We start from the raw sequence: 12,509 nt of genomic DNA on the forward strand, positions 1-12,509 counted from the left end.
CCTTGGAACTCCTGTGCAGGTGAAGCGGGGGCTGTCGCGCCGGAGCATGGCGGGAGCATGTTGCAGCCGTTGCCGCGGGACGCCGGTGCGTTGCGCATTTATAGCGTTTCAGGCGACGGAGTGACCGCTGCAATGCGGCAAATCCGCCGGGTCGAAGTTCGCCAGCGCCTGCACCAGCAGTTGGTGTGCATCCGCTGCCGCAGGCAGCGCCGGTACCCGCAGGAATGCCAGCGCCTGCCGCAGTGCCGGCAGGGGGGCGGCCGGGTCGATCGGAAAGGCCTGCCCGGACTTCGACAGCTTGCGTCCCTCGCCGTCCAGCACCAGCGGCAGGTGGCGATAAGCCGGCGTGGGCAGCCCGAGGCAGCGTTGCAGCCAGATCTGCCGCGCGGTGGAGTCGAGCAGGTCGAGCCCGCGCACCACCTCGGTGATGCGCTGGTAGGCGTCGTCCACCACGCAGGCGAGCTGGTAGGAATACAGCCCCTCGACCCGGCGGATCACGAAGTCGCCCACCTCGTCGCGCAGGTTCTGCCGCTGCGGTCCCTGCAGGGCGTCGTCGAAGGCGATGGCGATGTCCGGCACGCGCAGCCGCCAGGCCGGCGCCTGTGCCGCCTGCGGCGACGCGACGCAGCGACCATCGCGATGGATGCCGCCGGCATCGGCCAGTTCGCTGCGGCTGCACCAGCACGGGAACACCTGGTCTGCCGCGCGCAAGCGCTCGAACGCCGCGTCGTAGGCGGCAATGCGTTGCGACTGGAACAGCGCCGGCGCGTCGGCGCCCAGGCCGAACGCGGGCAGGGCGGCGAGGATGCTTGCCGCCGAACCGGGAACCTCGCGCGGCGGGTCGATGTCCTCCATCCGCAACAGCCACTCGCCACCGGCGTGCCGCGCGCACAGCCAGCTGCCCACCGCGGCGACCAGCGAGCCGAAGTGCAGGTGTCCGGTCGGCGAGGGGGCGAAGCGACCGCGATAGCTCATCGGCGCATCTTAGATGCCGTGCCGAGCCCTTGAAAGCGCCGGCCGCCGCCCCGAATTTTCAGTCCACCCCCAGTCCCCTTCATGACTGCCACGATAGAGAGACAGCCATGCGTCGCATCGCATTGTTCATTGCCACCAACCTTGCCGTCCTGCTCCTGCTGAGCATCGTCTGCCGCCTGTTCGGCATCGACCAGATGGCCGCCGCCCGCGGCTACGGCGGCATGGGCGGCCTGCTGGCCTACGCTGCCGTGTTCGGCATGGGCGGCGCGTTCATTTCGCTGGCGATGTCCAAGACGATCGCCAAGTGGTCCACCGGCGCGCGGGTGATCGAGCAGCCGCAGGACGAGACCGAGCGCTGGCTGGTCGACACCGTGCGCCGCCACGCGCAGAACGCCGGCATCGGCATGCCCGAGGTGGCGATCTACGACGCGCCGGAGATGAACGCGTTCGCCACCGGCATGACCAGGAACAGCTCGCTGGTGGCGGTCAGTTCCGGCCTGCTGCAGCAGATGAACCGCGAACAGGCCGGCGCCGTGCTCGGCCACGAGATCGGCCACGTCGCGAACGGCGACATGGTCACCCTGACCCTGATCCAGGGCGTATTGAACACGCTGGTGATCCTCGCCGCGCGCATCGTGGGCCGGCTGGTCGACAGCTGGATGTCCGGCGGCCGCGACGACAACCGCGGCGGCACCGGCATCGGCTACTTCGTGACGGTGATGGTGCTGCAGCTGGTGTTCGGCCTGTTCGCCTCGATGATCGTGATGGCGTTCTCGCGCTGGCGCGAGTTCCGCGCCGACGCGGCGGGCGCGCAGTTCGCCGGGCGAGGCGCGATGATCTCGGCGCTGCAGCGGCTGCAGGCCAACCATGGCGAGAGCACGCTGCCGCAAACGATCGCCGCGTTCGGCATCTCCGGTCCGCTGGCCGAGGGTTTCAAGCGCCTGTTCATGAGCCATCCGCCGCTGGAGGAGCGCATCGCCGCGCTGCAGAACGCCGGCTGACCTCTGCTTTGCTCCCTCCCCTGCAAAGCAGGGGAGGGTTGGGGTGGGGTGCTCTTGACCTTGCCTGAATGCCAAGATCAAAGGCGAACCCCCTCCTGACCTCCCCCTGCAAGCGGGGGGAGGGACCATCTCACATAGTCAACGCAACAACGGAACATCCACGCATGAACGCACCCGCCGAAACCCGCAAGTTCGAAGCCGAAGTCGCCCAGGTGCTGCACCTGGTCACCCATTCGCTGTACTCGCACAAGGAGATCTTCCTGCGCGAGCTGATCTCCAACGCTTCCGACGCCTGCGACAAGCTGCGCTTCGAATCGATCGCCAAGCCGGAACTTTCCGCCGGCGACAGCGAGCTGCACATCGACGTCAGCTGGGACCCGGCCGCGCGCACCGTCACCGTGCGCGACAACGGCATCGGCATGAACCGCGACGAGGTGGTGGCGAACATCGGCACCATCGCCAGCTCCGGCACGCGCCGTTTCCTGGAGGCGATGTCGGGCGAACAGAAGGCCGACGCGCGGCTGATCGGCCAGTTCGGCGTGGGCTTCTACTCCGCTTTCGTGGTCGCCGACAAGGTCACCGTGCTCAGCCGCCGCGCCGACGCGCCGGCCGGCGAGGGCGTGAAGTGGGAGAGCGACGGCAAGGGCGAGTACTCGCTGGAGCCGGTCGAACTGGCCGAGCGCGGCACCGCCGTGATCCTGCACCTGAAGGCCGACGAGGACGAGTTCCTCAGCCGCTGGCAGCTGCGCGCGCTGATCACCCGCTACTCCGATCACGTGGCTTTCCCGATCCGCATGCCGGTCGAGAAGGACGGCAAGCCGACCGACGAGTTCGAGACCATCAACGCCGCCTCGGCGCTGTGGACCAAGCCGAAGTCGGAGATCAGCGACGAGGACTACCAGAGCTTCTACAAGTCGCTCGGCCACGACTTCAACGACGCGCTGGCGTGGACGCACAACCGCGTCGAAGGTAGCCAGAGCTTCACCACCTTGCTGTACATCCCCTCGCAGCCGCCGTTCGACCTGATGATGGGCGGCCGCGACGAGCGCAAGGGCGTGAAGCTCTACATCAAGCGCGTCTTCATCATGGACGCGGCTGAAGAGCTGCTGCCGAACTACCTGCGCTTCGTGCGCGGCGTGGTCGACGCCGACGACCTGCCGCTCAACGTCAGCCGCGAGATCCTGCAGCACAACCGCCAGCTCGAGCGCATCAAGGCCGCCTGCGTCAAGCGCGTGCTGGACCTGATCGAGAAGCTGGCGAAGGACGAGCCGGAGAAGTTCGCCACCTTCTACAAGGCGTTCGGCAACACGCTCAAGGAAGGCATCAGCGAGGACGCCAACAACCGCGAACGCATCGCCAAGCTGCTGCGCTTCGCCTCCACCAAGGGCGAGGGCAGCCAGCAGACCGTCGCGCTCGACGACTACATCGGCCGCATGGCGGTGGGCCAGGACGCGATCTGGTACATCACCGCCGACAGCTACGCCGCCGCCTTCGGCAGCCCGCAACTGGAAGCGTTCAAGGCCAAGGACATCGAAGTGCTGCTGATGTCCGACCGCATCGACGAGTGGATGATCGGCTCGCTCAGCGAGTACGAAGGCAAGAAACTCAAGAGCGTCGCCAAGGGCGAGGTGCCGCTGGACGAAGCCGGCAAGAAGAAGCAGGAAGAGGCGACGAAGGAAGCCGCGCCACTGCTGAAGAAGCTGAAGGATCTGCTCGGCGACCGCGTGGCCGACGTCAAGGTTTCCGCCCGCCTTACCGACTCGCCCTCATGCCTGGCCCTTTCCGATTACGAGATGGCGCCGCACCTGGCCCGCCTGCTGCGTGAAGCCGGTCACGAGATGCCCGAGAACAAGCCCACGCTGGAGATCAACCCGCAGCACGCGCTGTTGAAGCGTGTCGAGGCGGAAGCGGACGAGGCGAAGGCCAAGGATCTGGCGACCCTGTTGCTGGAGCAGGCGGAGATTGCGGCCGGCGCGCAGTTGCCGGATCCGTCGGCGTTCGTGCAGCGGATGAATCGGGTGTTGCTGGGGTGAGGCGCGAGGTACTTTGTTGATATTAGAGAGCCCGCCATCCGGCGGGCTTTTCTTTGCTCCCTCTCCCCTGCGGGGGGCGGGCGGGTGCCCGCCACGCTCTTTCCTTTTCGTCATTCCGGCGAAGGCCGGAATCGCTTTTGCATTTCTGTGCACTGGCATTGGGGCGAAGAGCTTTCGTGCCGCTACGCGGCCTGTTGTCCCCAGTTCATCGCCGCACGCGAGCCCGGGTAGAACGGCGGGCCATCCTGGCCCGCACTCGGTACACTCGCCGCGCGGGCTAGGGCGATTTAATTGCCCCGTCCTGCTAGTTCAAAATCGCCTTCATAGCAGGCTTCAGGTTGCCGACGGATCGCAGAACTTGCGGATGATTTCCAGTTGCCCCTGGGTAAAGTTGCTGGTGGTGACGATGAACCAGGATTGAGCGGTGCTTACCTTCAGCGTCTTGACGTTGCCGGTGCTGCTGTAGATGGCCGAGCGAATGTCCTGTGCTCGAAAACTTCTCTTGCAAAACATACTAGTGTAGAAAATTTCTTCGCCCCGAAGCTCCACCCTGCAAAACAGTTTATTTGTGGCCGTCAACACGATAAGAGTACCAAACAGGCTGAAAAGCATGCATATGGCGAATGAACTCAGACTGGAGTGTTGCATGAACCCGGCAACGCCAAGGGCAATCATGCCGAGACCGACCACCCAGCCGAGAATCACTCCGATCCACACATTTTCGAGTGGCTTCAGAGTCATCGGCGACTGCAATGGTCTTGGCTCGTAAAGCTGACGTTGTCGCGCTTCTTCGACTCGACGTTCGTGCATTTTGCGGTTCAGATCCTGGTGGCGCTGTGTCGTCTTGAAGATGAGCAAGGACATGGATGCTAGGACGAGGATTCCCAGCGCCAGAAGGCACCAGTCGAGCGATCGATTCGCCAGAATCGGTATGGCCCCGACGATCGCATCACGTTTTTGCGTAAACAAGGTAAGCGCGCCGAGCGTCAGTGCAGCGAGTCCAATGGGCTGGCCCAAGAAAAAATACGGAGGAAGTTTCGCTTTCGGCACTTGCGGAGGTGTCATCGAAAATTTTCCAGGTAGTGGGTTGATGAATTACAAAAATGAGGGGAGATTTCTTTGTTAATGCTTGAAGCAATGGTCTAGGTGCCACACAAGATAGGCCGCATGAGACCGCAGGTCGGGGTTGAACGGTATGCGTAACCCCCGCTCCATCAACTTGTCTAGCTCATGGTGTACGCCATTGGGTGGGTTTAGACACATCTGGTTTCGAGTATTGCCGCACGAAGGAACATCAGCGCAGCGGCATCTCCTTCGTGGTCTTCTCCAGAATCTTCATCGACTCGGCGTTCCTCTTTTTCCACTCGCGCAATTCCGCGTCGTCCTGCGAATCGCTCGCATAGATCACTGCATGGGCGCGTGGTGTCGATGCTGTGGGGCGATGAGGGATCGACGGCGGCTCCGGTCCGAGTGTGGGCTGGAAAGCGGCAGTAGGCGCAGCGATCTGTCGTGCCTGCGAGGTGCTCGCTGTAGAAGGCGAGAGTCCCGCAATCAGGAGCAGGCTGGCGGCGATGCTTCCGCCAAACGCCAGCGGCGTATCCAGCGGATGTGTGGCGCGAGCCTTGCCGGATTGCAGCTTACGCACCGTGGCGATCAGCTCGCCGCCGTGGATCAGCTCGATGGGTTTGCCTTGGGCGAAGCGGTGGGCGTCGGGGGTGTAGTCGCCAAGCGCCACGATCTTCACGGCAGCGGCCTGGTGGTGCACGAGCAGGCCGTACATTTCGCGCACGACTTTGACGCCGACCTGCCGGTTCTGCCATTGCTTGCATTGCACCAGCGTGGTCTGGCCGTTCCTGCGCAGGATCAGGTCGATGCCGCCGTCGGCGCCGCCGAGGCCGGTTTCTTCGATGGCGTAGCCCTGGCGACGAAACGCTTCGCCGGCGAGCAGCTCGAATTCGCTCCAGCGCATGGTGCGCAGGCTTTCGATGCCGGTTTGCGAGTCGAGTAGCCGGCGACGCTGGTTACGTTTGACAAGTGAGACGAGCGCGCCGATCCAGCAGCCCGCGAGCAACATCCACGCGAGCGGCGCCAGCATGCCGTCGCGAGCATCCTTCGCAATGCCTGCGGAAAGAGGATCGGTGTGGGCGCCGAAGTACCAGCCGATGCCGAAGCGGACGGCGAGATAACCGATCAGCCCGAGCAGGACACCTGCCTGCCATGGCATCGAGGCGATCTGCTCGATGCCGCTTTGCTTGTGTTTCGCCATATCACTCCCCCTGAGTGCTCCCTGGCGAGGCCCACCGTACTGCAAACGTCCGCCGGGGAAAACCGGGCGCCATACCCGAATATCCGCTGACAACGGTTTGCTCCCTGGCTTGCAAGTCAGGAGCTCCGAAGCGAAAGGCTCGACGCTCTGCGCGCGACGGTAATAGTCCTGCGGCTGGAGGTGGTCGGCATGGCATGAAGGATTTTGAGCCTAGCAGCCGCGCTCACCCGTCGTTGCGTGCGCGAGCCGATCGGTACGGCAATCGTGTCCTGCGTGAGGCGTGCGTCGTAGCGGATGTCGGCGTCGCAACTCACCGTACGTTCCGCTTCCAGCAAGAAAGGCCAGTCGCATGCGGCGGGCCTTTCACTGTTTGCTGCCAGGTGCTACCCGGGAGCAGGCGGCCTTCTTGCTGGCCGGATTACCCTCCGTGCCCGGGCACGCGTGCAGGTGCGGGGCTGGGTGTGTTGCGGGTGGCGTTCTGGATGAGCGGAGTCGGTGCGGACCGGTAGTTCATGGGGTTCGAGGACCGGTCCATTTTCCGGTCGTCGTTGAATCGGATCCGTGCCCCGCGGTTGATGGAATCCCGGCTCGCCAGCGCCAGCCGGTGGCCATCGATATGGACCCAGTACCAGGAGCCCGACGGCACCGGCGAGCTTGATACGAAGGCAAACTGCGCGTCGTAGTCGCCCTCGGTGCGAGGCGTGGTGCGCAGGACCAGGTTGGCGACGAACTGGCTGGACACGGGGCGCCCGTGTTCGGTCGCCGGCTTGACGATCATTTCATTCAGGTTCTGCAGCAGCAGCCGGCGCAGCCGCGGCGAAAGTTCGATCGCCGGCGAGGCGTCGGTGACCTTGCCGTGGGCGTTCACCTGCACCAGCACCGGCATGACCTTGGGCCGGAATTCGTTGAGCGAGCCCGAGGAAGCCAGGGCCGTGCTTGCCGCGAGCGACAGCATTCCGAAAAGCAGGGTGGTTTGGAACCGTTTCATGGTGACCTCCTTGGAGCATCACGGAGTCGCGTGGAGACTCCGGTGCATTGTGGCATCTCTCCGGTATGCCGGCTGTTATCGCGCGGTGCTGCCGCGTCCACCGGCAAGGTGCTCGTGGTTACCGCTGGCAAGCCGCCGCCAGGCCGGCGATGCGCCGGGCCTCGATGCCGATCTCGCGCAACTGTCCGGTGGGCGCGGCGATCAGGCCGCAGAAGAACAGCCCCGGTTCGGGCGTTGTCCGGCCGCTCGCCAGCGGCATGCCGTGGTCGTCGAGGACGCCATGCGCCTCGGGCAGCAACGGGCGCAGGTCGGGCCGGAAGCCGGTGGCGAGGATGACGGCAGCGAACGGTTCGGCTGGCGACTGCGCAAACACCACGCCATCGCGGGTGAAGCGCTCGATGCCGCCGCGCAGCTTGATCGTGCCGTCGCGGATCCGGGCCAGCGTGCCCACGTCGAGCAAGGGGATGTGGTGGTCTTCCTCGATCATGCGGCGCGGCCCCTTGCGGGCGATGGTCAAGCCGAGCTTCCCGGCCGGGCCGATGACGAGCCGGATCGCCGGCGCGTTGATGAAGTCGGCCACGCGTGCGGGCAGGCGCGCCTGCGCGATCGCCCAGGTCAGGATCGGAATGCCTCGCAGCTCGTGTGGCAGGATCTGCACCGGGCCGCGCACGGCCAGCGTCACGTCGACCCCGGCTTGCGCCAGGTCCAGCGCAATCTCGCCGCCCGAATTGCCGAAGCCCACCACCAGCACGCGCTTGCCCGCGCAGGCCGCCGGGTTGCGATAGTCCCTGCTGTGAACAAGCAGGCCTTGATAGGTATCCACCCCCGGTCAGCGCGGACGGTGCGGGAAATCGGCCCAGCCGGTTGCGATCGCCACCACCGGCGCGGTGAACTCGCCCCGCGCCGTTTCCACGCGCCAAGCGGAACCATCGCGACGGACCGTGGGCACCGCGCAGTGGAAGACCGGCTGCAGGTCGAACTGCGCCGCTTAGCTTTCCAGGTAGTCGACGACCTGGGCGCGCGATGGATACCTGGGCCAGCTGCGCGGCATCGCCATGCCGGGCAGGCCGGAGTGGCCACGGTCCGCGTGCAGGTGCAGCCGGTCGTAGTGGCGCCGCCATACGGAAGCGACCGCACCGGCCTTTTCCAGGATCACCACGTCGAGGCCGCGCTGGCGCATGCATGCCGCGCAGGCAAGGCCGGCAGGGCCCGCGCCGACGATGATCGCGTCCGCACTTTGCATGAGGTTCCCGTTCGTCCCGGCATCCGGGTCCGGCCAAGGTAGCCCAGAGTGCGCTTTTTCCGCGCGCGGTTCGATGGCCCTTCCGGGCCGGTCGCGTAAGCCGACCGAAAGCTGGGCTGCGTAGCGTTCGGGCCGGAAGGCAGGCGCTGCCTGTCATGCGGGAGCCGCGAGATGCCTGCATTGCGATCCTGGCTATGCGCCGCCGCCATCCTGGTTTCGGGCGCTGCCCATGCGGGAGGCGGCCCGCTCGGCATCGACCACCGCGTCCACTACGACAACAGCGGCATCTGGAAACGCTCCAACCAGAATGCCCTGATGTACGGCATGATCGGTGCGATCGCCGGCGGCGCCCTGGTCTTTGGCGACAACGACCAGCTGGGCGACACGTTCTGGCGCTCGGTGGATGCCATGATGATCACCGGCGTCGGCGCCGAGGCGATGAAATACACGTTCCAGCGCGAGCGGCCTTCGCAGACCGACAATCCCGATCGCTTCTTCAGCGGCAGCCACGCGCAGAGCTTCCCCAGCGGGGAAGTGGCGGCGATATCGGCGGCGGTCACGCCGTTCATCGTCACCTACGGGCGCGACCATCCGGCCGTGTACGCGCTGGCCCTGCTGCCGGCGTACGACGCGGTGGCGCGGGTGAAGACCCGGGGCCATTGGCAGAGCGACGTGCTGGTCGGCGCCGCGCTCGGCACCGGGATCGGCCTGTGGGCGGCGCACCGGGATTCGCCGCTGATCATCAGCTGGCTGCCCGGCGGCTTCAAGGTGGGCTTCATCCATCGGTTCAAGTAGGGGCGGTACGCCGCCGCTTCAGCACTGCGTGCGGCCACCGGCCAACTGCTTGCACGGGTGGAAGATCGGCTTGTCCGATACCGGTGGCGGCTGGTGGTCATGGTCGCCGTCGTGGTCTCGGTCGCGATGGCGGCGCGGGTACGGCGGGGCGCCCCAGTAGGCGGGCGGGGCGTTGTAGACCGGCTGGCTCAGCTGGTTCTGGTAATCCGCGTTCTGCTGGCGCAGCGCCGTGTTCTCGGCCTGCAACCGGTCGCGCTCGGCGGCCTGTGCCGCTGCCTGGTCTGCCAGCGCCTGCTGCTGGGCCTCCTCGGCGCGTTGCTGCGCCGCATAGGCCTCGTCGGCATCGCGCTGGGCCTTCTCGTCCATGGCCTGCTGGCGGGCGTCGACGCGCTGCTGGTAGAGCGCTTCGAGGTGACGCGATTGCGCATAGCGCTTGGCCAGCTCGTCCTGACCCAGGCGCAGGTAGCGGTCGATGACTTCGGTGTCGTCGGCCTGGTGCAGCAGCTCGCCGCTGCCGTTCGGGCAGGGGTGGTCGGTGTAGGCGACCTGGCCACCCTGCGTGCATTTGTAGATGTTCTGGGCGCCGGCCGTCGGCGCTGCGGCCAACAGCATGGCGGCAGCCAGGCAACGGATTCCCGCGGTCAGGCTTCTCATGATGGCGACATTCTGCACCCGGCCGGCATCGCCCGCATGCCGGGGGCCCTGCCAGGCAGCCGGGAGCGTCGCGGCTTCGGGGTGGCCAGGCCCGAGGCGGAAGGGGGGCCAGCCGCGGGTCGCAAAAAACCGGACCGTGAAATCGGCTCCCGCTACCAAAAAATGAGATTTACATCACATTTTTGGTGCTAGCGTTCTTCCCTACGGGTGCCGCCCGAGGGGTGGCTGGGTGCCCAGGGTCCGGTCGAGCGGATGGGGGAGGGTTCCCGGCAAGGGAGTGCATCACCTCGCGCGGGAGCGCGATGCGTCATGACGCCAGCCTCGGCGACGCCGGCATGCCGGTACCGCGCCTTCATCAGCTACAGCCACCGGGACAAGGCCTGGGCGGGCTGGCTGCACCGGGCGCTGGAGACCTATGCGGTGCCGAAGCGCCTGGTCGGCCAGGCGACGGCGTTCGGCGAGATCCCCGCCCGTCTCGCGCCGATCTTCCGCGACCGCGACGAACTGGCCAGCGCCACCGACCTGGGCCGCAAGGTCAACGAGGCGCTGGCCCAGTCGGAAAGCCTGCTGGTGATCTGTTCGCCGCACTCGGCAAGTTCGCGCTGGGTCAACGAGGAGGTGCTGGCGTTCAAGCGGCTCGGGCGCAGCGAGCGCATCTTCTGCCTGATCGTGGACGGCGAACCCGGCGCCAGCGAGCTGCCCGGCCGCGCCGCAGAGGAATGCTTCGCGCCGGCGCTGCGTCATCCACTCGGCGCGGACGGCGAGTTGAGCCACCAGCGCACCGAGCCGATCGCCGCCGACGTGCGGCCGGGCAAGGACGGCAAGGCCAACGCCAAGCTGAAGCTGATCGCCGGCATGCTCGACGTCGGCCTGGACGTGCTGAAGCGGCGCGAATTGCAGCGACGCGCCCGGCGCATGGCGGCGCTGGCCACGCTGGCGTTGATCGTGATGGCGGGGACCACCGCCCTGGCGATCACCGCGCTGATCGCCCGCCATGCCGCCGTGGTCGCCAGCCAGGCCGCCGAGCGCCGGCAGAAGCAGGCCGAGAGTCTGGTCAATTTCATGCTCGGCGACCTCAACGACAAGCTGGCACGAACCTCGCGGCTGGACCTCCTGGAAGCGGTGGACGACCACGCGATGAGCTACTTCCAGGCGTTGCCGACCGCCGATGTGACCGACGAGGCATTGGCCCAGCGCGCCAAGGCGCTGGAGAAGATCGGCAGCATGCGGCTTGATCAGGGCCATCTGCCTGCGGCGATGACGTCCTATCAGGCAGCCCTGAAGCTGGCGGGTGCGCTCGCCGATGGCGCGCCCGCCGATGTGCCGCGACAGCTGGCCGTCGCGGAAATCCACGCGTTCATCGGCATGACCCATTGGCGGCAGGGACAGCTGGACGCCGCGCAGCGGGATTTCGTGGCGGCGCAGGCCATCCTGCAGCGCGCGCGCGTGCTCGCGCCGGATGACACGCAACTGCAGTTCCAGCTGGCGACGATCGACAACAACCTCGGCCATGCGATGGAGGCGCGCGGCCGACTGGACGATGCAATGCTCTCGTACCGGAGCATGCTGCTCCTGATGCGCAAGCTGGTCGCGGCCCAGCCCGGCAATGCCGAGTGGGCGGCATCGCTAGGCGTGGCACACAACAATCTCGGCAAGCTGGCGCTGATGCGTGGTGAGCTGGCTACAGCGATCGCGCAATACGCCGCCGACGACGCGATCGAGTCCGCGCTGGCGGCGCGCGATCCCAAGGACACCAGCCAGCGTGACAGCATGCTGACCGTGCACGCCATCCTGGGACGTACGCAGGCACTGGCCGGCAATGTCACCTCTGGCATCGCCGGATTGCAGCAGGCGGTCGACATCGCCATGCAGTTGCGGACGGCCGATCCGGGCAATACCGACTTCCAGGAACATGCGGCACTGTACGCCACCCAGCTGAGCCGCTTGCGGCGCCTGAGCGGCGGCGCGACCGCGCCGGCGGCGCTCACCGCGCAGGCGTTGGCGATCTTCGCCAGCCTGACCCGACAGGACCCGGACAACACTGCCTGGCAGCGTGGATTTGCCGAGGCGCGACTGGAACAGGCCGCGCAATCGCGAGCCGCCGGCCGGACCGACGTGGCGCGAGCGCAGGCCCGGGCCGTGCTGAGCATGCTCGACCCACTGCTCGCCCAGCAACCCGACGACCGGGCCACCTTGCTGGCCACGGTGGGCGCGAAGCTGTTGCTTGCCGCGGTCACCGACGACGCAAGCGCCGCGCAGCAATTGCGCGACGACGCATTGAGTGCGGTGAAAGCGGTGAAAAGCGGCGGCAGCGATCCCCGGCTGCTGGCGTTGCAAATTGAAGCCCTGCTTGCGCTTGGCAGAAAGACCGAGGCACAGCCGGTGATCCGGCAACTGTGGAGCAGCGGCTACCGCGATGCGGCGCTGCTGGCCGTGCTGCGGCGAGAGCGGATCGACTACCCGGTCAATGCGGCATTCCAGCAGAAGCTGCTGGCGGCAACCGACACCAGCGCCCGCCAGTAAGGCTGGGCAAGACGAACAGGGAAAAGGCAAC

Annotated in this window: 11 protein-coding genes and 1 pseudogene; 4 read left to right on the forward strand and 8 right to left on the reverse strand. The window is 66.5% G+C overall.

All coding sequences use genetic code 11. The features are described 5' to 3' along the window. Positions 1-108: 108 nt before the first annotated feature. Positions 109-975 (reverse strand): tRNA glutamyl-Q(34) synthetase GluQRS, encoded by an 867-nt coding sequence (gene gluQRS, locus RHOOR92_RS0109220; protein ID WP_027484720.1) that lies wholly within the window; start codon positions 973-975, stop codon positions 109-111. 107 nt (positions 976-1,082) lie between these two features. Here gluQRS and htpX point away from each other — a divergent pair, with 107 nt between their 5' ends. Both htpX and htpG read left to right on the forward strand, forming a co-directional pair. Beyond that, the gene (gene htpX / locus RHOOR92_RS0109225) at positions 1,083-1,976 is read left to right on the forward strand and encodes a protease HtpX (protein ID WP_027484719.1); all 894 of its coding nucleotides are present in this window, start codon (positions 1,083-1,085) and stop codon (positions 1,974-1,976) included. Positions 1,977-2,140: 164 nt separating this feature from the next. Further along, positions 2,141-4,009 carry a molecular chaperone HtpG gene (gene htpG / locus RHOOR92_RS0109230; RefSeq protein WP_027484718.1) on the forward strand — a complete coding sequence of 623 codons (1,869 nt, stop codon included), beginning with the start codon at positions 2,141-2,143 and terminating at the stop codon, positions 4,007-4,009. Between the two features lie 333 nt (positions 4,010-4,342). Here htpG and RHOOR92_RS0109235 read toward each other — a convergent pair whose 3' ends face one another. The 6 genes and pseudogenes from RHOOR92_RS0109235 to RHOOR92_RS19025 all read right to left on the reverse strand — a co-directional run bounded on the left by RHOOR92_RS0109235 (position 4,343) and on the right by RHOOR92_RS19025 (position 8,506). Beyond that, on the reverse strand, positions 4,343-5,074 hold the full coding sequence (locus tag RHOOR92_RS0109235; RefSeq protein ID WP_007507949.1) for a hypothetical protein: 732 nt from the start codon (positions 5,072-5,074) through the stop codon (positions 4,343-4,345). Positions 5,075-5,303: 229 nt separating this feature from the next. Then, positions 5,304-6,275: a restriction endonuclease gene (locus RHOOR92_RS0109240; protein ID WP_007507950.1), complete on the reverse strand. Its 972-nt coding sequence runs from the start codon at positions 6,273-6,275 to the stop codon at positions 5,304-5,306. Positions 6,276-6,487: 212 nt separating this feature from the next. Beyond that, positions 6,488-6,583: pseudogene (locus RHOOR92_RS19960) on the reverse strand (LysR family transcriptional regulator); the annotation flags it as partial. A 110-nt stretch (positions 6,584-6,693) separates the two neighbouring features. Next, a complete protein-coding gene (locus tag RHOOR92_RS0109245; protein WP_007507952.1) occupies positions 6,694-7,263 on the reverse strand; it encodes a hypothetical protein in 570 nt (189 codons plus the stop codon). A 118-nt stretch (positions 7,264-7,381) separates the two neighbouring features. Then, complete coding sequence (locus RHOOR92_RS19020) at positions 7,382-8,086, reverse strand: NAD(P)-binding domain-containing protein (RefSeq protein WP_050980794.1); 705 nt, start codon at positions 8,084-8,086, stop codon at positions 7,382-7,384. A gap of 165 nt (positions 8,087-8,251) precedes the next feature. Next, a complete protein-coding gene (locus RHOOR92_RS19025) occupies positions 8,252-8,506 on the reverse strand; it encodes an FAD-dependent oxidoreductase (protein WP_050980795.1) in 255 nt (84 codons plus the stop codon). Between the two features lie 171 nt (positions 8,507-8,677). Between RHOOR92_RS19025 and RHOOR92_RS0109255 the strand changes: the two genes are divergently transcribed. Then, positions 8,678-9,301 carry a phosphatase PAP2 family protein gene (locus RHOOR92_RS0109255; protein WP_007507954.1) on the forward strand — a complete coding sequence of 208 codons (624 nt, stop codon included), beginning with the start codon at positions 8,678-8,680 and terminating at the stop codon, positions 9,299-9,301. 18 nt (positions 9,302-9,319) lie between these two features. Here RHOOR92_RS0109255 and RHOOR92_RS0109260 read toward each other — a convergent pair whose 3' ends face one another. Continuing rightward, entirely contained in the window at positions 9,320-9,955 is a 636-nt protein-coding gene (locus RHOOR92_RS0109260) for a DUF4124 domain-containing protein (protein ID WP_231378359.1), read from the reverse strand. Positions 9,956-10,264: 309 nt separating this feature from the next. On the opposite strand from RHOOR92_RS0109260, the gene RHOOR92_RS0109265 reads away from it, so the two are divergent. Continuing rightward, a complete protein-coding gene (locus tag RHOOR92_RS0109265; protein ID WP_007507958.1) occupies positions 10,265-12,478 on the forward strand; it encodes a toll/interleukin-1 receptor domain-containing protein in 2,214 nt (737 codons plus the stop codon). Positions 12,479-12,509 lie beyond the last annotated feature (31 nt).

Origin of the sequence: Rhodanobacter sp. OR92, assembly GCF_000427545.1 — a bacterium.
GTDB classification, from domain to species: Bacteria; Pseudomonadota; Gammaproteobacteria; order Xanthomonadales; family Rhodanobacteraceae; genus Rhodanobacter; species Rhodanobacter denitrificans.

Bases quoted from the DNA above. Each gene is read 5' to 3' on its own strand.
- gluQRS (WP_027484720.1), bottom strand. From the start codon at position 975: ATGAGCTATCGCGGTCGCTTCGCCCCCTCGCCGACCGGACACCTGCAC.
- htpX (WP_027484719.1), top strand. From the start codon at position 1,083: ATGCGTCGCATCGCATTGTTCATTGCCACCAACCTTGCCGTCCTGCTC.
- htpG (WP_027484718.1), top strand. From the start codon at position 2,141: ATGAACGCACCCGCCGAAACCCGCAAGTTCGAAGCCGAAGTCGCCCAG.
- RHOOR92_RS0109235 (WP_007507949.1), bottom strand. From the start codon at position 5,074: ATGACACCTCCGCAAGTGCCGAAAGCGAAACTTCCTCCGTATTTTTTC.
- RHOOR92_RS0109240 (WP_007507950.1), bottom strand. From the start codon at position 6,275: ATGGCGAAACACAAGCAAAGCGGCATCGAGCAGATCGCCTCGATGCCA.
- RHOOR92_RS0109245 (WP_007507952.1), bottom strand. From the start codon at position 7,263: ATGAAACGGTTCCAAACCACCCTGCTTTTCGGAATGCTGTCGCTCGCG.
- RHOOR92_RS19025 (WP_050980795.1), bottom strand. From the start codon at position 8,506: ATGCAAAGTGCGGACGCGATCATCGTCGGCGCGGGCCCTGCCGGCCTT.
- RHOOR92_RS0109255 (WP_007507954.1), top strand. From the start codon at position 8,678: ATGCCTGCATTGCGATCCTGGCTATGCGCCGCCGCCATCCTGGTTTCG.
- RHOOR92_RS0109260 (WP_231378359.1), bottom strand. From the start codon at position 9,955: ATGAGAAGCCTGACCGCGGGAATCCGTTGCCTGGCTGCCGCCATGCTG.
- RHOOR92_RS0109265 (WP_007507958.1), top strand. From the start codon at position 10,265: ATGACGCCAGCCTCGGCGACGCCGGCATGCCGGTACCGCGCCTTCATC.